The 21,965-nt window shown below is 64.4% G+C and carries 20 protein-coding genes; 8 read left to right on the top strand and 12 right to left on the bottom strand.

What is annotated here, in order from left to right; all coding sequences use genetic code 11:
- Positions 1 to 2: 2 nt before the first annotated feature.
- Complete coding sequence (locus tag AB0J47_RS14915) at positions 3 to 962, bottom strand: ABC transporter substrate-binding protein (protein ID WP_364345514.1); 960 nt, start codon at positions 960 to 962, stop codon at positions 3 to 5.
- A 238-nt stretch (positions 963 to 1,200) separates the two neighbouring features.
- Between AB0J47_RS14915 and AB0J47_RS14910 the strand changes: the two genes are divergently transcribed.
- Positions 1,201 to 2,271 carry a LacI family DNA-binding transcriptional regulator gene (locus tag AB0J47_RS14910; RefSeq protein ID WP_364345512.1) on the top strand — a complete coding sequence of 357 codons (1,071 nt, stop codon included), beginning with the start codon at positions 1,201 to 1,203 and terminating at the stop codon, positions 2,269 to 2,271.
- A 4-nt stretch (positions 2,272 to 2,275) separates the two neighbouring features.
- Here AB0J47_RS14910 and mmsB read toward each other — a convergent pair whose 3' ends face one another.
- The 7 genes from mmsB to AB0J47_RS14875 form a co-directional block, all read right to left on the bottom strand.
- Positions 2,276 to 3,592 (bottom strand): multiple monosaccharide ABC transporter permease, encoded by a 1,317-nt coding sequence (mmsB, locus tag AB0J47_RS14905; protein WP_364345510.1) that lies wholly within the window; start codon positions 3,590 to 3,592, stop codon positions 2,276 to 2,278.
- Positions 3,589 to 5,142 (bottom strand): multiple monosaccharide ABC transporter ATP-binding protein, encoded by a 1,554-nt coding sequence (mmsA, locus tag AB0J47_RS14900; protein WP_364345508.1) that lies wholly within the window; start codon positions 5,140 to 5,142, stop codon positions 3,589 to 3,591. Before mmsA ends, mmsB begins: the two co-directional genes overlap by 4 nt.
- A 101-nt stretch (positions 5,143 to 5,243) precedes the next feature.
- Positions 5,244 to 6,338, bottom strand: a complete 1,095-nt coding sequence (gene chvE / locus AB0J47_RS14895; RefSeq protein ID WP_364345505.1) for a multiple monosaccharide ABC transporter substrate-binding protein — start codon at positions 6,336 to 6,338, stop codon at positions 5,244 to 5,246.
- Between the two features lie 15 nt (positions 6,339 to 6,353).
- Positions 6,354 to 7,748 (bottom strand): L-fucose/L-arabinose isomerase family protein, encoded by a 1,395-nt coding sequence (locus AB0J47_RS14890; RefSeq protein WP_364345503.1) that lies wholly within the window; start codon positions 7,746 to 7,748, stop codon positions 6,354 to 6,356.
- A 32-nt stretch (positions 7,749 to 7,780) separates the two neighbouring features.
- A complete protein-coding gene (locus AB0J47_RS14885) occupies positions 7,781 to 8,455 on the bottom strand; it encodes an L-ribulose-5-phosphate 4-epimerase (RefSeq protein WP_364345501.1) in 675 nt (224 codons plus the stop codon).
- Entirely contained in the window at positions 8,452 to 10,122 is a 1,671-nt protein-coding gene (gene araB, locus AB0J47_RS14880) for a ribulokinase (RefSeq protein WP_364345499.1), read from the bottom strand. The genes AB0J47_RS14885 and araB overlap by 4 nt, the downstream gene beginning before the upstream one ends.
- A 334-nt stretch (positions 10,123 to 10,456) precedes the next feature.
- Entirely contained in the window at positions 10,457 to 10,813 is a 357-nt protein-coding gene (locus tag AB0J47_RS14875) for a glyoxalase (RefSeq protein ID WP_364345497.1), read from the bottom strand.
- Positions 10,814 to 10,920: 107 nt separating this feature from the next.
- On the opposite strand from AB0J47_RS14875, the gene AB0J47_RS14870 reads away from it, so the two are divergent.
- Positions 10,921 to 11,751 carry an alpha/beta hydrolase gene (locus AB0J47_RS14870; protein WP_364345495.1) on the top strand — a complete coding sequence of 277 codons (831 nt, stop codon included), beginning with the start codon at positions 10,921 to 10,923 and terminating at the stop codon, positions 11,749 to 11,751.
- A 266-nt stretch (positions 11,752 to 12,017) separates the two neighbouring features.
- Here the strand turns inward: AB0J47_RS14870 and AB0J47_RS14865 are convergent, their stop codons facing one another.
- The gene (locus tag AB0J47_RS14865) at positions 12,018 to 13,505 is read right to left on the bottom strand and encodes a glyceraldehyde-3-phosphate dehydrogenase (protein WP_364345493.1); all 1,488 of its coding nucleotides are present in this window, start codon (positions 13,503 to 13,505) and stop codon (positions 12,018 to 12,020) included.
- Between the two features lie 550 nt (positions 13,506 to 14,055).
- Between AB0J47_RS14865 and AB0J47_RS14860 the strand changes: the two genes are divergently transcribed.
- The 3 genes from AB0J47_RS14860 to AB0J47_RS14850 all read left to right on the top strand — a co-directional run bounded on the left by AB0J47_RS14860 (position 14,056) and on the right by AB0J47_RS14850 (position 17,978).
- Positions 14,056 to 14,676, top strand: a complete 621-nt coding sequence (locus AB0J47_RS14860) for a TetR/AcrR family transcriptional regulator (RefSeq protein ID WP_364345491.1) — start codon at positions 14,056 to 14,058, stop codon at positions 14,674 to 14,676.
- Positions 14,677 to 15,272: 596 nt separating this feature from the next.
- Positions 15,273 to 17,075 (top strand): serine/threonine-protein kinase PknD, encoded by a 1,803-nt coding sequence (locus tag AB0J47_RS14855; protein ID WP_364345488.1) that lies wholly within the window; start codon positions 15,273 to 15,275, stop codon positions 17,073 to 17,075.
- 570 nt (positions 17,076 to 17,645) lie between these two features.
- Positions 17,646 to 17,978, top strand: a complete 333-nt coding sequence (locus AB0J47_RS14850; RefSeq protein WP_364345739.1) for a hypothetical protein — start codon at positions 17,646 to 17,648, stop codon at positions 17,976 to 17,978.
- Here AB0J47_RS14850 and AB0J47_RS14845 read toward each other — a convergent pair.
- The gene (locus AB0J47_RS14845; RefSeq protein WP_364345486.1) at positions 17,884 to 18,501 is read right to left on the bottom strand and encodes a recombinase family protein; all 618 of its coding nucleotides are present in this window, start codon (positions 18,499 to 18,501) and stop codon (positions 17,884 to 17,886) included. The two genes, AB0J47_RS14850 and AB0J47_RS14845, sit on opposite strands and share 95 nt — an antisense overlap.
- Before the next feature lie 408 nt (positions 18,502 to 18,909).
- Here AB0J47_RS14845 and AB0J47_RS14840 point away from each other — a divergent pair, with 408 nt between their 5' ends.
- Complete coding sequence (locus AB0J47_RS14840; RefSeq protein ID WP_364345484.1) at positions 18,910 to 19,713, top strand: LLM class flavin-dependent oxidoreductase; 804 nt, start codon at positions 18,910 to 18,912, stop codon at positions 19,711 to 19,713.
- A 309-nt stretch (positions 19,714 to 20,022) separates the two neighbouring features.
- Here the strand turns inward: AB0J47_RS14840 and AB0J47_RS14835 are convergent, their stop codons facing one another.
- Positions 20,023 to 20,241 (bottom strand): hypothetical protein, encoded by a 219-nt coding sequence (locus tag AB0J47_RS14835; protein WP_364345737.1) that lies wholly within the window; start codon positions 20,239 to 20,241, stop codon positions 20,023 to 20,025.
- Between AB0J47_RS14835 and AB0J47_RS14830 the strand changes: the two genes are divergently transcribed.
- Complete coding sequence (locus AB0J47_RS14830; RefSeq protein WP_364345717.1) at positions 20,203 to 20,742, top strand: uridine kinase; 540 nt, start codon at positions 20,203 to 20,205, stop codon at positions 20,740 to 20,742. The two genes, AB0J47_RS14835 and AB0J47_RS14830, sit on opposite strands and share 39 nt — an antisense overlap.
- A gap of 147 nt (positions 20,743 to 20,889) precedes the next feature.
- On the top strand, positions 20,890 to 21,003 hold the full coding sequence (locus tag AB0J47_RS14825; RefSeq protein WP_364345482.1) for a recombinase family protein: 114 nt from the start codon (positions 20,890 to 20,892) through the stop codon (positions 21,001 to 21,003).
- A gap of 124 nt (positions 21,004 to 21,127) precedes the next feature.
- On the opposite strand, the gene AB0J47_RS14820 is transcribed toward AB0J47_RS14825, so the two are convergent.
- Positions 21,128 to 21,859 carry an MBL fold metallo-hydrolase gene (locus AB0J47_RS14820; protein WP_364345480.1) on the bottom strand — a complete coding sequence of 244 codons (732 nt, stop codon included), beginning with the start codon at positions 21,857 to 21,859 and terminating at the stop codon, positions 21,128 to 21,130.
- Positions 21,860 to 21,965 lie beyond the last annotated feature (106 nt).

Genomic DNA, 21,965 nt, shown 5'->3' with positions numbered 1-21,965 from the left:
GCTCAGTACGTCCGGGTGGGCAGCGCCGCGGCGGCCTGGTCCTGGGTGTAGACGCCTTCGTCGGTGACGATCCGCTTGGGCGTCGGGTGACCCGCGACGACCTCCTTGGTGATCTCCATCAGCTTCGGGCCGAGCAGTGGATTGCATTCGACGACCACATTGATCTTGCCGTCGGCCATGGCCTGGAAGGCATCTCGCGTCCCATCGATCGAGATGATCTTGATGTCCTTACCCGGCTTCAGTCCCGCTTCCTCGATGGCCTGGATCGCACCGAGGGCCATATCGTCGTTGTGCGCGTACAACACGTTGATATCCCGGTGCGCGGCCAGGAATGCCTGCATGACCTCTTTACCCTTGGCGCGAGTGAATTCCGCGGTCTGCGATGCGATGATCTTGAACTTCGGGTCGGCGCCGATGACCTCCTGGAAGCCCTTCTTCCGATCGGTCGCGGGCGCGGATCCGGTGGTCCCCTGCAACTCCGCGATATTCACGGTGTCATTCGAGTTCTTGGTCGCGTCGACGAGCCAATTCGCCGCCCTGCGACCTTCTTCGACGAAATCCGAGCCGAGGAAGGTCACATACAGCGAGGTATCGGCCGAGTCGACCGCCCGGTCGGTGAGGATCACCGGAATCTTGGCGTCCTTGGCCTCCTTCAGGACGGTGTCCCATCCTGATGCGACGACGGGGGAGAATGCGATGACATCCACGCGTTGCTGGATGAAGGTGCGGATCGCCTTGATCTGGTTTTCCTGTTTCTGTTGGGCGTCAGCGAATTTCAGCTGGATGCCGGCCGCGGCCGCGGCGTCCTGGATCGATTTCGTATTCGCGGTGCGCCAACCGCTTTCGGCGCCAACCTGGGAGAACCCGAGTACGGTCTGGTCGCTTCCCGAGCTGCCGCAGCCGACGGCCGTGGCTGCGGTGAAAACAAGTGCGCTGGCGGTGATCAGAAGCCTCTTCAACACGATCAGGCTCTCCCTCGAATTGTGAAACGCGTTGCACCGAGGTGCGGTAGTCCTGTTAGTGTTAGCGCTCACATTCTTCTAGTCAAGAGCTCTGACGGCCGTAATCTGATGGCGACGACCGGATATCGGTTGCCGAGGTCGGTGCGGTGGTTCGGGTCGTGGTGCGGCCACCGGCTGTGTGAGCGTTAACCTGGGGGAACCGGGACGACTATTCGACGCGACGCTTGGAAGGTGGGATGTGAGGGACAGGGACGGATTTGCCGCCGGGGACATCTCAACGGCGGTTCGGCCGACGGGTGCGCGCCCGGCGGTCATGACCGATGTCGCCAAACTCGCCGGAGTCTCCCACCAGACCGTGTCGCGGGTGCTCAACGGCAGCGCGAACGTGCGGCCGGAGACCCGTGAGCGGGTGCTGCGCGCCGTCGAGCAACTCGGCTACCGCCCCAACGCCATGGCCAGGGGCCTGGTCAGCAGGCGCTCGAATATGCTCGGCGTGGTCAGTTTCGACACCATTCTGTACGGCCCGGCGTGCACCCTGCTCGGCATCGAACGTGCCGCTCGCACAGCGGGTTACGGTGTCAGCATCTTCGCGCTGGAGACGGTGGACCGCTCCAGTGTGTTGGCTGCCGCGAACAGTCTGGCCGATCAGGGCGTGGACGGGATCATCGTCATCGCCCCGCAGATGGCGGCCGCCGCGGCACTGCACAATCTGCCTGAACGCCTGCTGGCCGTCGCGGTAGAGACCGGACAGGACAGCGGCTTGCCATCGGTTTCGGTGGATCAGGTCGAGGGTGCCCGGCTGGCCGTCCAGCATCTGCTCGACCTGGGACATCGCACGGTATGGCAGGTCGCCGGTCCCAGTGACTGGCTGGAGGCGCGCGACCGCATCGAGGGCTGGCGAAGCACGCTGGAGGCCGCAGGTGCGCCGATTCCTCCGGTGATCGGCGGGGATTGGAGCGCCCGCTCCGGCTACGAAGCGGGACTGCTGCTCGCCGCACAGCCCGATGTGACCGCGGTCTTCGCGGCCAATGACCAGATGGCGCTGGGCCTGCTGCGCGCCTTCACCGAACGCGGCATCCGGGTACCCGCCGACATCTCGGTGGTCGGTTTCGACGATATTCCGGAAGCCGCCTACCTATCGCCGCCGCTGACGACCATCCGACAGGACTTCGACGAGGTGGGCCGCCGCAGCATGCAGATGTTGTTGCGCCTGTTGGAATTCGACGGCACCGCCGCCGAACCGGCATCGCCGTCGGTGGTGCCGACGCTGGTCACGCGCGACAGCACGGCGGCACCGGCCCAGCGGTGAGTGCTCAGGCCGCCGCGCGCTTCTTGTTGTAGACGTCGAACGCCACCGCGGCCAGCAGCACCAGGCCCTTGATGACCAGCTGCCAGTCGCTGCCGACGCCGAGCATCGACATGCCGTTGTTCATCACGCCCATCACCAGCGCTCCGACAATGGCGCCGACGACCGTACCGATACCGCCGCTGGCCGACGCGCCGCCGACGAACGCCGCGGCGATAGCGTCGAGCTCGAAGTTCTGTCCCGCCTTCGGAGTTGCCGCACCGAGCCTGGCCGCGAAGATGACGCCCGCCAGAGCCGCGAGCACGCCCATGTTCACGAAAACCCAGAACGTATTGGCCTTGGTGTTCACCCCGGAAAGTTGTGCGGCCTTCTCATTGCCGCCGACGGCGTAGATCCGGCGCCCGATCACCGAGCGGTTCATGACGAACGAATACAGCACGATCAACACGATCAAAATGACGCCGATGATCGGAATCCCGTTATAGGACGCCAATACGAAGCTGAATGCCAGGATGACCGCGCCGAGCGACGCCAACTTCGCGATGAACAGCGAGCGCGGTCCGGCAGGCAGGCCATAGGAGTAACGGCGCTGCCGCACCCGCCATTGCGACCACACCAGGGCTGCTACCGCGAGCACGCCGATGAGCAATGTCAAACCGTTCAGCTCGCCGACGCGCAGCCGGATGGCGATTCCGTTGAACCCGGCGAATTGAACGGCATGCAGCGGCAACCAATTCGGGAGGTAGCCGGCCGCGATATTCACGAAGCCCTGCGGGAACGGACCGATCGACTGGCCCTTCAGCACCAGTTGCGCCAGACCACGGAACAGCAGCATGCCGCCCAGGGTGACGATGAATGCCGGAATTTTGACGTAGGCGATCCAATATCCTTGCCACGCACCGATGGCCGCGCCCATCGCCACGGCCGCCAGCACGACCAGCGGCCACGGCCAGTGCCACTGCACGATGGCGATACCGGTCACCGCACCGACCAGCGCGCACAGTGATCCGACCGATAGGTCGATGTGCCCGTTGATGATCACCAGCATCATCCCGATGGCGAGCACCAGGATGTAGCCGTTCTGCAGGATGACATTCGTGACATTGAGCGGTGTCAAGAGGCTGACGCCGTCGGAAAGCTTTGCCGTGGTGAGGATTTGGAACAGCAGTGTGATCACCACGAGCGCCACGATCATGCCGTACTGGCGCACATTACCGCGCAGGGTGCGACGCAGGGCCGCGAGCGCACCGACCTGTTTCCGCTCGACGGCCTTCGCGATTACCTCGGCGGAGTCGTCGTCCTCGAGCTTGTCCAGCAACGTCATTCGGTTACCGCCTCGGCCGTGGCGGTTCCGCGTGTCATCAGTTTCATGACAGCCTCCTGTGTGGCTTCGTGTTTCGGGAGTTCCCCAGTAATGCGGCCCTGGCTCATCGCGTAGACGCGGTCACACAAGCCGAGTAGTTCCGGCAGTTCCGAGGAGATGATCAGCACGCCTTTTCCGGCTGCGGCGAGCTGCTGAACGATCAGATAGATCTCGTATTTGGCGCCGACGTCGATACCGCGGGTCGGCTCGTCGAGGATCAGCAGATCGGGTTCGGTGAAGATCCATTTGCCGAGCACGACCTTCTGCTGGTTCCCGCCGGAGAGATTGCCCACCTTCTGGAATACCGTCGGCGTCTTCACTGTCAGCCGGGTGCGCAGGCGCTCGGCTTCGACGATCTCGCGATGGGTATCGATGACGGTGTGCCGGGAGACCGCGGGAAGATTGGCGAGGGTCATATTGCGCCGGATGTCCTCATCGAGGATCAGTCCGTATTGCTTACGGTCCTCCGAGACATAGGCGATCCCCGCGCCGATAGCGTCATGCACCGACGAAACTTTCAGTACCGCACCGTCTTTGCGAATCGTGCCGCGAATATTGCGACCATACGACCGGCCGAAAACACTCATCGCCAACTCGGTGCGCCCGGCACCCATCAACCCGGCGATACCGACGATCTCACCGCGCCGCACATTCAGCGCCGCATCCCGCACGATCCGGCGATCGGCAATGGTCGGGTGGTCGACATTCCAATCGGCGATCTCGAAGAACACCTCGCCGATCTGCGGATCCTCCCGCGGCGGGAACCGATGGTCGAGATCGCGACCGACCATACCTTTGATGATGCGATCCTCGGTAACCTCCGCGGCCGCCGCATCCAGGGTCTCGATGGTCCGGCCGTCGCGCAGCACGGTGATCGAATCGGCAACTGCCAAAACCTCATTGAGCTTGTGCGAGATCAGGATCGAGGTGATGCCCTGTGCACGCAGTTGCCGCAGCAGCGCGAGCAGGCTCGCACTGTCGGTCTCGTTGAGTGCCGCGGTCGGTTCGTCGAGGATGAGCAATCGCACCTGTTTGGACAGCGCCTTGGCGATTTCCACGAGTTGCTGTTTACCGACGCCCAGAGCGGCGACCAGGGTTTCGGGATCCTCGACGAGACCGACCTGCCGCATGAGCAGCATCGCCTGCCTGTTGGTCTCGTGCCAGTCGACGGTCCAGCTGCGCAGCCGTTCATTGCCGAGAAAGATGTTCTCCGCGATCGAAAGCTGCGGCACCAGCGCCAATTCCTGGTGGATGATCGCGATACCCGCCGCCTCGCTGCCGCGAATATCCTTGAACGCCACATCGGTACCGTCCATGCGGATCTGTCCGCTGTAGGAGCCGTGCGGATAGACGCCGCTGACCACCTTCATGAGCGTGGATTTGCCCGCGCCGTTCTCGCCGACCAGCGCGTGGATCTCGCCGTCGGCCACCGCGAAATCCACCGCGTCCAACGCCTTCACACCCGGGAATTCCATGGTGATTCCGCGCATTTCGAGAATGTGCTTTGTCATGGGCAGTGTCCTTTTCTGCATGCCCGAGGGGCCCTCCGTGGTTACGCAGGCCGCCGCCTCCGGGCCCTGACTCGGCCATGCGGGCAGCCCTTTCCTGGTCGTCAGGCGAAGTCGCGCTCGGAGTAGTAGCCGGAGTCGATGAGCACCTTCCGGTAGTTGTCCTTATCGACCGAGACGGGCTGCAGCAGATACGACGGCACCTTCTTGGCGCCGTTGTCGTAGGAAGTGGTGTCATTGGTTTCCGGCGTGCCGCTGGTGAGGATCGCATGGACCATCTGCACGGCGCGTTTGGCGAGGTCGCGGGTGTCCTTGAACACGGTCATGGTCTGCTCGCCGGCGATGATCGACTTCACCGACGCCTTCTCGGCGTCCTGACCGGTGACGACCGGCATCTTCTTATCGCCCCTGCCGTAACCGACCGCCTTGAGGGCCGAGACGATGCCGATGCTGAGGCCGTCGTAGGGGGACAGCACGGCATCGATATTCGTGGTGGAGTAATTGGCGCTGAGCAGGTTCTCCATCCGGGACTGGGCGGTTGCGCCGTCCCAGCGCAGGGTGGTCACCTGATCGACGGCGGTTTGTCCGGAGCGCACGACCAGCTTGCCGGAGTCGAGATAGGGCCGGATCACCGACATGGCGCCGTTGAAGAAGTAGTAGGTGTTGTTGTCATCGGGAGAACCGGCGAACAGTTCGATCGAGAACGGGCCCTTACCATCCCGCAGGCCGAGTCGGTCGGCGATGTAATTCGCTTCCAGCACACCGACTTTGAAGTTATCGAAGGTGGCGTAATAGTCGACATTCGCGGTGTCGCGAATGAGTCGGTCGTAGGCGATCACCGCAATCTTGTTCGTCTTGGCCTGCTGCAGTACGCCGGTGAGCGATTTGTTGTCGATCGCCGCGATCACCAAGGCTTTGACGCCACGGGTGATCATGTTCTCGATCTGCGAAACCTGCGTTTCGATGACGTCCTCGGCGTACTGCAGATCGGTGTCGTAGCCGAGGTCCTTGAATTGTTTGACGATATTGTTACCGTCGGCGACCCAGCGTTCGGAGGATTTCGTCGGCATGGCGATGCCGATCATGCCGCCGGTCGCGGACGAATTCCCGCTGTCCTCAACGGAACACGCGGCGGCGGCCAACAGTGCGGCGACACCGGCGGCGCCGGCGAAGAGTCCGCGTCGGTTGATGGTGGGCATGGCACAACTCCTTGACTAGACCTGGACGAACTCGATGCCGGCGAGCTGACAGAAGACCTGCCAGTCGGCGGCGTGCTGGCCGATATTCATGACCTGGTGGTGCGGTCCGCCGGCGGTGAGCCAGCCATCCATGCAGGCACGCACGCCGCTCGCGGGCCGGAACTGGCCGTAGGGCATCTCCAGCGCGGGCAGTTGCTGACTGTCGAGCACCTCGCCCTCGGCCACCACCATTCGGAATTTTTCGCCGCCGAGCGAAACCAGACAGGCCAGCGTCGCGGGCCCCGGCTGGTAGCGGAACACGAAGGTCGGCGGTTCGTCGAGCTTGCCGATGCCGAGCTCGCGCCGGATCAGCCGGACCGGCTCGTCGGTGCGCGCGATGCGCCAATTCCCTTCGCCCATATGGCTCATCAGGATCGAGTCGGAGGGGAAGTCCATCGCGTACATCTCGGTGAAATGGCCGTCACCGATCAGCTGATGTCCCGCGTACACCATGGCGGCGGCCATCGCGTCGCCTTCCGCGCCATAGCCGTAGCCCTTGGCCATCAGGCTCGATGCTGCGGCCAGCGGCAGCCGCTGGAACCGGCCGTCCTCGCCGATCGCATCGAAATGCGTCGAGTACGCACCGTAGCCGCGGTCGGTGAGAATGCGTTCGATGGCGATTTGCATCCGGGCGTGGTCTTCGCGTTCCGCGTCGGTCAGTGCCGGATCGATCGCGAATTCCCCGTCCTCCCAGGCCATCAGCGCCGCCACCTCGTCATCGGTAACCGCCTGGCTGCCGCGGTAGAGGTCGCCCGGCGCCACGAAGCTGATCTCCGGGCCGAGCGCCCGCAATAGGGCGTTCTCGTCGACGCGTATATCGCCCATATCGTTCATGGCATAGCCGAATACGCCGACCTTCAGCGACCGCCATGCGGTGACGGCTCGCGCGGCCCGCGCCCAACGGTCGACGCGCGCGGCGAATTCCGCGCTTCTCCAGTCGTCGGTAACCACCGTGAACGGACGCTCGGCGCGGACCATCGCATTCGCGGTGTCCTGGGCTCCGTGGATGCCCTGGTTGTAGGTCATATCCGCCATATCCCAGGCGGGGGTGACGTTCGGCTCGGGCTGAATATTGGCCAGTAGCACCGGAAGTCGGTTCTCGTTGAACAACCGGGCCACCCGCATCGCCGGGCCGTAGGTGAGCATCACCACCATGACGCCGTCGAGATCGGCATTGACGAATTCGCGCATGACCGCCTCGGCGTCACGCCGATCCTTGACCGGGCGTCCGACTGTCCAGTCGGCGAGATCGGCGAGTTGTTCGGCGATGTCGTGGGCGTAGCGGTCCTGGCGCTCGGCGATGCCCGGGATCATGTCGTCGTAGAGGGCTTGCATGATGCCGAGTAGGCCGATGCGTGGTTTCGGGTTCATCGAGGACGTACTCCTTTGTCGGCGGCCGGAATTCAGTGCTGGCCGTATACGTTCTGGTAGCGGTCGTGCAGGCTGTCCACATCGGCCTGCGCGATGGTGACCGGTTCACCGAGCTGGCGCGCGATATGCACGGTGCGAGCCACGTCCTCGCACATGACGGCCGCCTTGACCGCGGCACGCGCGTCGTGCCCGACCGCGAAGACGCCGTGATTGCGCATCAGGACGGCGGGGGAGCGGTGGCCCGACAGCGTCGCGACCACACCTCGGCCGATATCGTCGTTGCCGATCAGTGCGAAGGGGCCGACCGGAATTTCGCCGCCGAACTCATCGGCCATCGCGGTCAGGGCGCACGGAATCGGTTCCGCGCGGGCGGCCCACGCGCTCGCATAGGTCGAATGCGTATGCACCACGCCGCCCACCTCGGGCATCGCCCGATAGATATAGGCGTGCGCGGCGGTATCGCTCGACGGTGCCAGATCGCCTTCGACCAGCTTGCCGTCGAAATCGCAGACCACCATCGAATTCGGGGTGAGTTCGTCATAGGACACCCCGCTCGGCTTGATGACCAGCAATTCCTCGCCGGGTACCCGGGCGGAGACATTGCCCGCGGTCCACACCACCAGACTCCAGCGCAGTAGTTCTCGATGCAGATCGACCAGCTGCTCGCGCAGGACGGTAATAGCGGCCGCGGCCATTCGCTCACTCATGCGGTAGCGACTTCCCTTCGTGCGTCGTTGCGGATACGCCGCAGCCGGTGCAACACCTCGGTGCCGCCGTGGCCGAAATGGTCGTGTAGGGCTTGGTATTCGGCGTAGATGGCGTCGTAGGCGGCGGCGCGGTCGGGATCGGGGAGGTAGGCGTTGCGGTGCGACCGGCCCATCGCCTTGGCGGCGGCACGAACATCCGGGTAGGCCCCGGCGGCGACAGCGGCATGGATGGCCGAGCCGAGCGCCGGGCCCTGATCCGAGCCGATGATCGACAGCGGTAACCGCGTCACATCGGCATAGATCTGCATCAGCAACGAGTTCTTCAGCAGGCCACCGGCAATCACCAGTTCGCGAACGGGAACGCCTGCGGCATTGAAGGTTTCGATGATGGTGCGGGTGCCGAAGGCGGTGGCCTCCAGCAATGCGCGATAGATGTCCTCGGGTTTCGTCGCAAGCGTGAGGCCGACCAGCACCCCGGACAGATCATGGTCGACGAGCACCGAGCGATTTCCGTTGTGCCAGTCCAACGCGACCAGCCCGTGTTCACCGACTCGCTGCCGCTGCGCCAGCTCACTCAGATAGGCGTGGGCGTCCATGCCGCGCGCGGCAGCCTCGGCGTGATAGCGCCCCGGCAGCGACGAGTCGACAAACCACGCGAAAATATCGCCGACCCCACTTTGCCCCGCCTCGTAACCCCAACTGCCACTGATGATTCCGCCATCCACCACGCCGCACATTCCAAGGACCTCAGCGAGGTGGTCACTGTTCATGACGTGGCAGGTGGACGTGCCCATGACCGCGAGCAGTTGCCCATTCTCGACAGCCCGCGCAGCGGGCGCGGTGACATGCGCATCGACGTTGCCCACCGCGACCGCGATCCCAGGCCGCAGCCCCGTCCATCCCGCTGCCCGCTCGGTCAGGCCTCCGGCACGGCCCCCGAGCGGGGACAGCGGGTGGACCAGCTTGCCGACAGCGAAGTCGGCGAAGTTCCGATTCAGCGCAGCCAGGTAGTCGCTGCTCGGCCAATTACCGTCCTGGTGAATTCCCTTGTAACCAGCCGTACAGACGTTGCGGGTCTCCCTGCCGCACAGCTGCCAGACAATCCAGTCCGCAGCCTCGATGAAGCGCTCGGCTCTGGCATAGATTTCGGGATCCTCTTCCAACATCTGCAGCGCCTTGGCGAACTCCCACTCCGCCGAGATCTTGCCGCCATACCGATTGATCCACGGTTCGGCCCGTTCATGGGCGAGGGTGTTGATCCGATCCGCCTGCGCTTGTGCCGCATGGTGTTTCCACAACTTCGGATAGGCATGCGGACGCCCCGCGAACTCCGGCACCCGACACAGCGGCGTCCCATCGGCAAGTGTGGGCAGCACCGTACACGCCGTGAAATCGGTAGCGATCCCAATGACATCGCCGGGGTCGACCCCCGCCTCGGCCAGCGCCTCCGGCACCGCCGTCCGCAAGACGTCGAGATAATCCTCGGGATCCTGCAACGCCCAATCCGGCGGCAGCTCAGCGCCCGTCACAGGCAGCACTCGATCGATGACCCCATGCCGGTATTCGCTTACCGCACTACCGAACTCGGCCCCGTCCCGCACCCTGACAACAAGTGCCCGCCCGGACAACGTCCCGAAGTCGACACCGACCACATACTCGTCCGCCACTGTGACGCTCCTAACAATGTTAACGCAAACATTGTTAGCGCGAACATTTGCTCCGTGTCAAGGAGTTGCGCGTTTGGTAAATTGTGATCGCTCACGTCGAGGCGTGTCACGACATCCACGGTTTGGCGATGGAGTTCTCACGACATGGGCGGACCGGCCAGGTCGGCGTCATGACGACCTGGGTCTCGCGAACGAGGCATTCCTGCGTGTATGTCACGACCGGGCGCCAGAGGCAGCCGGGCCGGTTCGTGTCGGAGAATCCCTTGCCCGATGCCGAACGACGTATCATCTCGTGGTCCGGCAGTCTGAGTGGCTTCTACATGTCGCCGGTTGTTCAGTGGCCTTCGGGGGAGAGGAACTCCAGCCGGTTGCCGACGCCATCGCGCGTGTGAAAGCGGCGGCGTCCAGGGATCTCGGCCGGATCGGCCCACTCGACCGGATACCCAGCGGCCACAAGGGCACCGGCTGTTGCGTCAATATCGACGACGAACGCCGGGTGAGCTCTATGTGCGGGGCGGAAGTCCTGCTCGACACCCACGTGCAACTCTCCGTCGGGCCCACTGAGCCCGGGGACTTGGAACCAGCAGCCACCGCGAGCCGCCAGCAGCGGTGGTTTCGGTAGTTCTGTCCAACCGAGAACCCCCTCGTAGAAGGCTCGCTGACGATCCTCGCTGCCCGCCGGGCACCCCACCTGCACATGATGAATCGTGCCGCCAGCCTATGCGGCCACTCGATCAGTCATTGACGCGCAAAGCGGATGGAAGACTGAGCGAAGTGTTTGTCGAGCAGGTTGTGCCAGTGTCCGCGGATCCCGCGGTGACGCTCTTTGTCGCACACTCCGCCGGTCCGGCGCGGCGAACACTGTTGGTTATCCACGGTGGACCGGACTGGGATCACAGCTATCTGCGCGAACCGCTCGTCGAGTTGGCAGGGACGCATCGGCTGATACTGCCGGATCTGCGCGGCTGCGGCCGATCCACCCAGGGACTTCGAGACGACGAATACACCCCGGACACTGTTGTCGGGGATCTGACGGCGCTGCTCGATGCATACGGTGTCGCCCGAGCCGACGTGCTGGGGTTCTCATACGGCGGCCTGATCGCCCAACGTCTCGCCTTGGATGCACCCGACCGGGTACGACGGCTGATCATTGCGTCCAGCAGCGTCCTGCCGGTGCCCGCAGACGCCTTCGCCGGATGGCAGGTTCGGGAAGAGCGTCGCGCCAGGGAGGCGCAAGTGTGGTCCGAGAGCTCGTTGGCCGGTGCCGGCCTTACCCGCGCAGCAGCCATCGCCGGAGCCTCGGCAAATATCTGGCGGCCAGCAGCCCTACCCGACTACCTGCGGCGTCTCGCGGCCATCCGGTTCTCCGCCGAATGGATGCGGCCCATGGTGGCAGGCACATTGCCCTCGCCCCGATACGAGAACGCGGCGCGGCGACTGGCCGAACTCGACGTGCCGTTGTTACTGCTACACGGCCGGCAAGACATGATCTTCCCCGCGACACTCACCACCGAGGCGGCTGCCCTGATTCCCTCCGCACGGCCGGTGGTGATCGACGAGGCGGGCCACATGGCGCACATCGATCAGCCAGACCAGTGGCTCGGCGCAGTCCGCGAATTCCTGAGGTGACCGCTACTGGCATGCCGACGAACAACCCCATTTTTCTTCGACATCGTGCCCGCGGATGGCGCCGACCTTGCTGGCGGGGCAGGCCCGTCGCTGTTCGGACGCAGGAGGATTCGATTCCCCGATAGCGGGTGTGTAGCCCAAACAAGTCGGCCACCTACGTTGCGTGGTCGCCAGCTTTTCTGGGCAAACTACAGTTGCTTCTCGAGTGCACGGGCGAGGTCGGTCGCCGCGGAAAAAACCGCAATGGCCGGAGTCGACCGTGCGAACTAACGTGCGGCGGCCGTGGCCGGTGTGGGAACGGCGTCGGTGCGATCTTGCTTACCCAACTGCGGGTAGGTCGGATACTCGATGCCTGAGATGTACTGCACCGTCCGCACTACCTGGCACGAATAGCCGAATTCGTTGTCATACCAGAGGTAAAGGATCGCGGTGTCGCCGTCGACAATGGTGGCGTTGGCGTCGACGATGGATGCCGCGCGGGAGCCGATGAAGTCGCTCGAAACCACGTCGGTGGCCGCGGTGTAATCCAGGTTGCGGCTCAATGGTCCAGCCAGTGACACCTGACGCAGGTACTCGAGCACTTCGCTCTTCGTGACCTCGCGCTCGAGTTGCAGGTTCAGGATCGCGACCGAAACGTCCGGTGTAGGAACGCGAATCGAGTTGCCGGTGATCTTGGCCTTGAAGTCCGGCATCGCCTTCGCGACCGCGGATGCGGCGCCGGTTTCGGTGAGCACGAGGTTGAACGGGGCGGAGCGCCCGCGCCGGTCGGCCTTGTGGAAGTTGTCCAGCAGGTTCTGATCGTTGGTGAACGAATGCACAGTCTCCACGTGACCGCGCACAATGCCGTACTCGTCATCCATCGCCTTGAGTGGTGGCACGATCGCGTTGGTCGTGCACGAAGCGCACGAGTAGATCTGTTCCGACAGATCGAGGTCGCGGTGGTTGACGCCGTGCACGATATTCGGGACGTCGCCCTTGCCGGGCGCGGTGAGCACGACCTTCGCGATGCCGGGCCGCAGGTGCTGCGACAGGCCGTTACGGTCACGCCACTTGCCGGTGTTGTCGATCAGGATCGCCTCGTTGATCCCGAACGCGGGGTAGTCGATCGTCGTCGGATCATCGCTGTAGATGAACTTGATGACGTTGCCGTTCGCGATGATCGTGTCGTTCTCGGCGTCGACCTTGATCGTTCCATTGAACTGCCCGTGTACCGAATCCCGCCGCAACAGCGACGCCCGCTTGGCCAGATCACCCTCGCCACCCTTGCGTACCACCACGGCCCGCAGGTTCAGCCCGTTGCCGGACCCGACCTTCTCGATGAGCAGCCGAGCGACCAGACGACCGATCCGCCCGAAGCCGTACAACACCACGTCGCGTGGGCCCTGCGCCTCGGCCTTATTGCCGTCGGTGACATCGGCCAGCACCGTGCCGGTGAACTCCGGAATCGACAGCCCGCGACCATCGGTGCGATAGGCCATCACCAACCGGCCGAGGTCGATCTTGCACGGCCCCAGGTCCAAGTTGCTGAGCACTTCGAGGAATGGCAGCGTCTGCTCGATCGACAGTTCCTCACCCTCGATCTGCCGCGCGAACCGGTGCGTCCGCAGAATGCTGATCACCGATTTGTTCACCAGCGACCGGCTGTGCAGGAGGATGGTGACCCCCTTTTCTCGGTACAGCCTGCCAATGATCGGAATCATCGCCTCCGCCGAAGCCTCGTGAGCGTTCCAGCGGTCAAGATGGTCGGTAGTCAACACAAGCCCCTCGGCGTTTCCTCGATCTGTACGAAGATCGATGCTATCCGTGGCCGCGCTATCACAAGGCCCCGCTACCCCGCTGTGAGGTCGGCATCCGTCAAGAAGCGGACATGAAGGGCGTACGCCGCGAGTGGGCGGTGATCGCCACGTTCGCGGGTCTGATGGAGATTGTGACCTGCTGAACCTGCATGCAATACCGAGCGTTGCGGATACCGGCGGGCCACCGTTCGGATGGATCAGGATCTCGAATTGCCGTGACACAGTCCGGAGCTACGACGATGGGGTGTCGGCCAAGGTCGTGAATGTCACATCGGCGCGTTCGTCCGAGGCGGGTTTCACGGCACGCCACAATGCCGACTCGCCCGAGTATCGCGGGTGCACGGGTTGGGGGCCCCTGCATACTGTCGAACCGGTCCAGCCGATTCATCGGCACGACTGCCATGCGCAGGCACCGATGTGACCAGTGTCAACACTGATGTGCGATTCTTGACGTATGAGCTCAGTCGGGCCCTCCAGGAATCGGCAAAAGCCCTACCACCACGGTTCGTTGCGAACGGCTCTGGTGGACGCGGGCGTCGCGTTGGCACGGGAGGGCGGACCGGACCGAGTGATCCTGCGGGAGGCGGCGCGGGTGGCCGGGGTATCGCACTCGGCTGCCTATCGCCACTTCGCCGACCGCGAGGCACTGCTCGCGGACGTATCGCGCTCTGCGCGTAAGGAACTGGCCGCGCAGATGCGTCGAGGCGTGGACAGCGCTGCCGATCCCGTCTTGCGGCTCGGCGCCGTGGGGACCGCGTACATCGACTTCGCGTTGACCGAACCCGGATTGTTTCGCACTGCCTTCTATTCGCACCCCCCGGCCGACACCAAGAGCCGGGACTCCCAGCCCGCCGAAGAGGTCGAGTCGCCACCGGAGAGTACCGAACCATTCGAAATCCTCAATCAGGTTCTCGACGAGGCACAGGCGGCCGGCCTGCTGGACTCGAACCGAAGGCCTGGGGCCGCTATCGCCGCTTGGTCGGCCGTCCATGGCCTGGCAGGTCTGCTCGTCGACGGCCCCTTGCCCACGACCCGGGCCGACATCGATTTCGCGCTCGAGCAGGTGCTGGGGCTCGTGGCACGCGGCCTGCTACAGCTGCCGGATGGCGCACCCAATGGAAAGGCGTGAGCGTCGAATCAATCGCTGAGTAGGCCTAGGGCGCGGTGGCGCGATTTCTCCCGCTCGCGGTATCGGCCACCGATGTGCACGTAGCGCGCAATCGCCCTGCCGAAATCCTGCCGCGATGAACACATTCCGTCCGCCACGCCTGCCGGACGGCCGATGCGTTTCGTCCTTCAGTCGCGACGTTCCAGGAGTTCCTGATATTGATCGGTGCTGGACGGGGGCCTACCGGTCGGCACCCGGGCATAGGAATCGGTTCGCTGTCGGACCGGCCTTTATGCAATCTGGCCTGGCCTCCGAGTGGTGTTGGACGGCCGGATTCACGAAGTTGATCGTATGGCTCAGAGGTACGCTGAAGTTGCTACAGGTTTGTTGGCGGATTTCTGGACACGATCCGCGCACTCGCACCGGTTGCGGGGCAGTGCCCGGCCGCGTACTTGCCGGCATGAGCATGGGCTGGGAAATTCGCGAGCCGACGATAGCGCCGACTCTCGACTGTCGGCCTGGCTAAATCAACTAGTGAGGGCCACCCGCTCGCGGGCGGGGGGTTGGAATGCAAGCAAGTACACCGTTTGCCAGTCGGGTGGTCATGGGACGGCGCAATGGATGACACGGCATTGAGTGGCGGGGACCCCACTCGGGGGCCAGCGGAGGCGTTCGGACGTTATCGGCTTCTGTCGCTGCTCGGTCAGGGTGGCATGGGCCAGGTGTGGCGGGCGCATGATTCGCTGACCAATCGGGTGGTGGCGCTCAAGGTGTTGCCCGAGCGCTTCGCCGATGACGAGCAGCTGCGCGAGCGGTTCCGCCGGGAGTGCCGGGCAGTAGCGCAGTTGACCGAGCCGCATGTGATCCCCATCCACGACTTCGGCGACATCGACGGTCGGCTCTATCTGAATATGCGCTTGATCGAGGGCACCGACCTGCGCAAGGTGATCACGCAAGAAGGGGCCTTGTCGCCGCAGCGGGCAGTGGCGATCGTCGCACAGGTGGCAGGCGCGCTGCAGGCGGCCCACGACGCCGGGCTGGTCCACCGCGACGTCAAACCCACCAACATCCTGCTAGGGGCCGATGAGTTCGCCTCCCTGATCGACTTCGGGATCGCCCACGCCGCCGACGACCGTACGCTGACCACGATCGGCGAGACCATCGGCACCATCGCCTACATGGCGCCGGAGGAGATCGGCGCGGAGATCAAGGCCGATGCCCGAGTGGACGTATACGCGTTGACATGCGTGCTGTATGAGTGCCTGACCGGCCGGCCGCCGTTTGCGAGCGCAGCGGGGGTGCAAGGTGTGATCGCCCATCACCTGCACACCCCGCCGCCGCGTCCCAGCACCACTACACCCGAGGTACCGCCTGCGTTCGATGCGGTCATCGCCAAGGGAATGGCCAAAAACCCCGACGAGCGCTACCAGACCGTGCGCGAGCTGGCCGCGGCGGCCTGCGCCGTGGTAGACGGTTCCGCGGTCAGTACCACCGGGGGCGCGGCTGCGCGCCTTACGCAGCGAATCAGATTGTCGCCCAAGACCGCCGGGCTGCTCGCCGCCGCGGTCGCGGTTACGGTGGTGGCCGCCGTAGCTGTCTTCATCGGTGTCCAAGGGGAATCCGGCGGCGGTGGCAACTCGCCCACACCTATCGGCCCGGGGTTCTTGTCACAGACTGCGCTGCCGTTCACCGACGTCAGCCTGCCCACCGATGTGGCGGTCGACACGGCGGGCAACGTATACGTCACCGACATGGGTAGCGATCGGGTGGTGAAATTGGCGGCGGGCGCGTCGACGTCGACCCTGCTGCCGTTCACCGGCCTGAATAACCCCCAGGGTGTGGCGGTCGACGCTGCGGGCAACATTTATGTCACCGACACGAGTAACGATCGGGTGGTGAAATTGGCGGCGGGCGCGTCGACGCCGACCCCGCTGCCGTTCACCGGGCTCAAAGATCCCCAGGGTGTGGCGGTAGACACGGCGGGAGACGTGTACGTCGGTGACCGGGGTAATGATCGGGTGGTGAAATTGGCGGCGGGCGCGTCGGCGCCGACGACCCTGCCGTTCACGGGGCTCCAAGATCCCCAGGGTGTGGCGGTCGACGCTGCGGGCAACGTGTACGTCACCGAATTGAGTACCGAGCGGGTGCTGAGGTTGTCGGCGGGCGCGTCGGCGCCGACCACGTTGCCGGTCACTGGGCTCAAAGATCCCCAGGGTATGACGGTCGACCCGGCGGGCGACTTGTACGTCGTCGACTGGGGCAGCAAATGGGTGGTGAGGTTGGCGGCGGGCGCGTCGACGCCGACCCCGCTGCCGTTCACCGGCCTGAAGAATCCCCAGGGTGTCGCGGTCGATACGGCGGGCAACGTATACGTCACCGACCTGGGCTCCAATCCGGTGGTGAAACTCTCGGTCGGCTGAACCACCGTTCCGCGTAATTCCGGGTTCCAGAGATCCTGTATGTCGGCGTCGTACGGACCCAGTACTCGACAAGTCATCGGTAATCCGATTCGTCGTTGTGGCAGAACATGTCTCAGTAGATCTGCCAGTGGCTCACGACCAACGGTTTCCGGGTGACCGGCTAGCTCGAGTTCCGGGAAGGGGGTCCGCTTACTCCGGAGCAGATCGCGGTGGAAGTTGTTCAGAATCATGCTGGCCCGTACATGATGATCGCGGCGAACTCGGGCGTGACATCGGTGGTTCTTCGCCCCAATCACGCAAGAACGCTTTGTATTTCGTTCTGTCACGCCGTTTACCGAGGAGAATGTGACGGAGCAGGTGACTTGCGATGTAGCAGTGGTCGTATGCGCTGTGATTCCGGAAGAAGTCAGTCTCCTCGGCGGAAAGATCGAAGTCGGCGAGGCCCAAGTCTGCGAAGTAGATCAGCCGTCCGTCGGTCAGGATGCTTGCGAAGTGGGCCAATACTCGGGAGCTCATGAAAGCGTTTCCGGACAGGGGACTGCCGATCGCCGTGTCGGACACCGAGATTCGGTGACCGGTATGCAGGGGTGGCAGGCATTCGCGGTCGGCTTGGCTGCGGTGCGGGGAGTCATGGTCGCGGTCGTCGCCGTGGTGTGGCCGTGGCCAGGACGGGTACTCGAAGGGCAGTCCGTCAAGAGATTGCATCGTGTGAGCAGGGAGCTGAGTGAGATGAACACCGCCGCGTACTGGCCGGTCGGGTTTCCGCATGACGCACCGGACGAGCCACTTGGTGTGCTGGAGGCACAGCTCACCATGCAACGGCACCGGTGTTGCAGGGTGGCCAACTGCGCGCGTAAGGCAGCGGCATGGCAAACGTTGGTCGAGGCAGAGATGTGCTTGTAGGGGGTGCCGCGAGACACCGACCAGCCGCGTAACCGAGGACACCGCCTCCTCCGGGCGGGGGGATAGCACGGGCCTGGCGGATCTGTTCGGTGGCCGGCGGAGGCGTTGCCCGGCTCGGGCGGCGACCAGGCCCTCGTCGGTGCCGTCGACGATCGGCTCGCGGATGAACTACGCCCAGCGCGGCGAACACACGGAGACCAACCGGCCGCCGGGTGGTGGTGTCGAGCGCTTCGTCCAGAGACCGGAATCCGATGCCGCGCTTACAGACTGGCGACGATCGCGATGGCGCCTTGCAGGATCTGCCGAGGCGGTCCAGGGCGGGCGCCACGAGGGTGTCGCCGGGGCGCAGGTACTCGAGGCAACACCACAGTTCTTCGCGCTCGGCGTTCTTGCCGAATTTCTTGTCCGCGAAGATTTTCTGGCATCCGGCGGCCGTCAGCGCATGTAGCTGGCAGTCGAGCAGCTGCCCGGTCCCGCGCGTAGCCGACGAGTGCGCCGCCGCCTCCGATCGGACCGAGGGCATCACCTTCGAGGGCGAGCGCCGATGCCGCGCCGGAGGTGTCGGTCATGGGCGCGACTGTACGAGAAAGGCCCGACAGGACTTGTTGAACACCAACCGTTTCGACACATTTGTTGATCAGTGGGCCGGGACTGTCGATGCTGGGAGTCCTCTTCAGCTATGTTCGGAGTCCTCTTCAACAGGACTAATGGCTCGTTTAGTCGGCGTGTGCCACTGAGCTCGAGAGGGTCAACGCACCAAAATGCCGAGTTCAGAGCCGTTCGCCGGAGCGTGGACACGATCTCGGCTGCACCGATGAATTTCGGGTTGATCCGTCGTCGATATCTCTGGATGTACCGAAGGAGATGATCATGGGCCTACCCCAAAGGTGGCTGGCAAGTGATCTCGCCGACCACAGAGAGGAATTCAGGCATGACGAGACCGTTTCGATTCGGGGTCGTGGCCCCGCTCAGAACTGACCTGCCGACGTGGCTGGACCGTGTGCGCCGCATCGCCGACAGCGGCTACTCGACGCTGCTGGTGCCCGACTTCCCTCTCACACAACCGGCGCCTGGCCCCATGCTGGCCACCGTCGCGGCCCGTACCGACCTGCGCGTGGGCACCTGGGTGTATGCCTCTCCGCTACGCCCGGCCTGGATGACGGCGTGGGAAGCGCACTCACTGTCGCTACTGACCGACGGTCGCTTCGAGATGGGCATCGGCACCGGCAGGCCAGGAATTGAGGACGAGCTCCGCGACAAGGGACTGCCCGTCGTCCCGCCGCACGAGCGGCTGGCACAGATAGGTGAGACCGTCAGGGCGCTGCGCGATCTCGATGGCCCCGACATGCACACGCCGGTGGCGATGGCCGTACTCGGTCCGAAGGCCCGGGCGTTGGCGGCCGAGGTCGCGGACACGGTCACATTCGCGTTGGGGGATCAGCCTCGGACCGAAGTCGCGCGGCTGGCACACGACTTCCGCGCCGTTCCGGACATCGAGCTCGCGCTCGCCGTGCCGGTCATCGGCGACACTGTCGCGCCGCACATGGCGCCCCCCGACACCGACCCTGCCGCGCTGCGCGCGGCGGACGCGCTGACCGTACTTCCGGACGACCCGGCCGCCGCCGCCGAGGAAATCCAGCGGCGACGGGAGGAGATCGGCTTCTCCTATTTCATCTTCGGCGCCGACTTCGCCGAAAGGTTCGCTCCGGTCGTCGCCGAGCTCGCCGGACGGTAGTTGGGCGGCGAGGGATGACGCGACGGAACCGCCGGTTTCGAGAGCCGACGCAAGGGGGCGGGGTTCTGGTCGGCGGTCGGACCCCGCCCGTAGCCGATCCACGATGTCGAAAATAGCTGCATCCCAGGCTTTTTCGACGTAAATCCCCGGCGCGGGTTTCCGTGTGACTTGCAGTCGAAGATGGCGGTGTTTTCGCGTTCCCGATGGCACGGATGGTGAGGAGCTGTGTCGAGCCTCAAATCACTGATTCACTCGCAGGGCACCGGTGTCCAGTGTCTACTGAACGCTTCGACACTGCTCGTCGGTTGTCTACTCGCGGTCGTCGAGTGTGCCACCGACAGAGCGCGCCTGTACGGCAATACTTGTTCGATGGTCGATGTTTTCCAGACGATCGCCGCACGGATATTGAAAGGGGTTGCGCTCGAGCGTGCCCTCGTCGCTGTTGATGGCGTCGATGGCAGCGGGAAGACCACATTCACCACCGAACTCGTGAAGCGGCTTCACACTCGACCCGTGATCGTGCTGCATGCCGATGATTTCCTGAACCCGTCCGTGGTCCGGCATGCACGGGGCCGACGATCACCACAGGGTTTCTGGCTCGATTCCTACAACTACCGCGCACTACGTCGTGACGCACTCGACCCACTGCGGTCCGGCGGTGATGGTTGGTATCGCACCGCTTCCTACGATCCCGGCTCCGACACCATCGTCCGTCGGGCGGCTTGTCTCGCGCCGCGCAAAGCGGTGGTCGTGGTCGAGGGACTGTTCCTACATCGAGACGAACTCGTCGACATCTGGGATGTGTCGGTTTTTCTGGACGTGCCATTCGAGGTGACGGCCCAGCGGATGGCCGAACGCGATGGCACTCACCCGGACCCAGAGCACGAGACGATGCGTCGATACGTCGACGGACAGCGCCTGTACTTCAAGTGTTCGCGGCCGTGGGCACGAGCCGACATCGTCATCGACAACTCCCGATTCGACCACCCACGCATCATCGCTCCGGAACATGCCCACCGCGCCCATTAACTGAGCTCGGCACTGGGCAACCATCACCTGTCTCGCGAACGGACGTTCGCGAGACAGCCACGGCGGCATGACGTTTCCGTAGGCCGGGCCTGTAAAGCATGCCGCGCGCACCGAAAGTCAACCTGTCGGGTTTCGATGCATTCCGGCATGAGAATCGACTACGGGCGTGTATCGACCACCGACCAGAACCCTGACGGGCAACGCGACGCGCTCACCGCGGCCGGCTGCGAGCAGATCTTCCTCAACAAGGCCTCCGGCTAATTTAACCCTCGACCTTGATCAACTTCTACGCGCCCGGACAGCGCCTGATCGGCTCGACCACGTTCCGGACGAGCTTGCCCCCTTGGCCGCCATCGCGAGCGCGGCTCGGAGCCGACAGGCTCGATCAGCCGATCGGTGGTGCGAGGTATTCCAGCGCGTAGCCGTCGCCGGAGGGGGTTACGCGGGCGATGCCGGGTGAGTCGAGGTGGGCGCCGGCTACGAAGTGGTGTGGTTGGGTCAGTTGTTCGAGGAGGGCCGCTCGCGCGGCGCGGGCCTGGGACTGGTTGCCGTCGAGCTCCCAGGACACGTTCGGCTGATCGAATTGGAGCGTGGGAACGTGAACGGTGTCGCCCCACGCGAGAAGGTGACCGGTGCCGCTCCTGACGTGGTAGACGGTGTGACCGGGTGTGTGGCCCGGCGTCGGGATCGCGGTGGTCCAGTCGTTGATCGCGACCGTCTCGGACACGGGTACGACCCGGTCGCGGATCGGCTCGAGCCGCCCCGTGAACACCGAGGTGTCGCCCGCGCCGATCCACACGCGCTCAAGTTCGGTGAACGCCTCTGAACCGTCCGGCGCGATCAGGCCGCTCACATGGTCTTCGTGCTTGTGGGTGATGGCCACATCGGTGACATGCGCGCGGTCGATTCCCGCTTCGTCGAGCGCGTCGTAGATCAATCCCATGGTGGGGTCGTGCCATGCGTTGGACGCGCCGGTGTCAATGAGAACCGACCGCGTGCCGTCGGTGACGAAGAAGGCATTGACCGACAGCCGCAAGTTGTCACCGGCCAGCGGCACGGCGGCTGGCAGCTCCTCGAGCGTGCGCCCATCCTCGTCGCGGAGCCGTGTCGGCGGCATGTCGATGTACCCGTCTCGCAACGAGATCACCTGCAGATCGCCGAATTCGAACGTGGCATGGTGCTGGCCACTCGAGATCAAACGCATGGAACCTCCGTCGTGTTGG

Source organism: Nocardia sp. NPDC049737 (assembly GCF_040674755.1).
In the GTDB taxonomy this organism is placed as follows: Bacteria; Actinomycetota; Actinomycetes; order Mycobacteriales; family Mycobacteriaceae; genus Nocardia.
This window is presented reverse-complemented; position numbering and strand designations above follow the sequence as displayed.

Coding starts and splice junctions, on each gene's coding strand:
- mmsB (WP_364345510.1), bottom strand. CDS start 3,592: ATGACGTTGCTGGACAAGCTCGAGGACGACGACTCCGCCGAGGTAATC.
- mmsA (WP_364345508.1), bottom strand. CDS start 5,142: ATGACAAAGCACATTCTCGAAATGCGCGGAATCACCATGGAATTCCCG.
- chvE (WP_364345505.1), bottom strand. CDS start 6,338: ATGCCCACCATCAACCGACGCGGACTCTTCGCCGGCGCCGCCGGTGTC.
- AB0J47_RS14890 (WP_364345503.1), bottom strand. CDS start 7,748: ATGAACCCGAAACCACGCATCGGCCTACTCGGCATCATGCAAGCCCTC.
- AB0J47_RS14885 (WP_364345501.1), bottom strand. CDS start 8,455: ATGAGTGAGCGAATGGCCGCGGCCGCTATTACCGTCCTGCGCGAGCAG.
- AB0J47_RS14855 (WP_364345488.1), top strand. CDS start 15,273: ATGGATGACACGGCATTGAGTGGCGGGGACCCCACTCGGGGGCCAGCG.
- AB0J47_RS14845 (WP_364345486.1), bottom strand. CDS start 18,501: ATGCCCTCGGTCCGATCGGAGGCGGCGGCGCACTCGTCGGCTACGCGC.
- AB0J47_RS14840 (WP_364345484.1), top strand. CDS start 18,910: ATGACGAGACCGTTTCGATTCGGGGTCGTGGCCCCGCTCAGAACTGAC.
- AB0J47_RS14835 (WP_364345737.1), bottom strand. CDS start 20,241: ATGCAGCACGATCACGGGTCGAGTGTGAAGCCGCTTCACGAGTTCGGT.
- AB0J47_RS14825 (WP_364345482.1), top strand. CDS start 20,890: ATGAGAATCGACTACGGGCGTGTATCGACCACCGACCAGAACCCTGAC.
- AB0J47_RS14820 (WP_364345480.1), bottom strand. CDS start 21,859: ATGCCGCCGACACGGCTCCGCGACGAGGATGGGCGCACGCTCGAGGAG.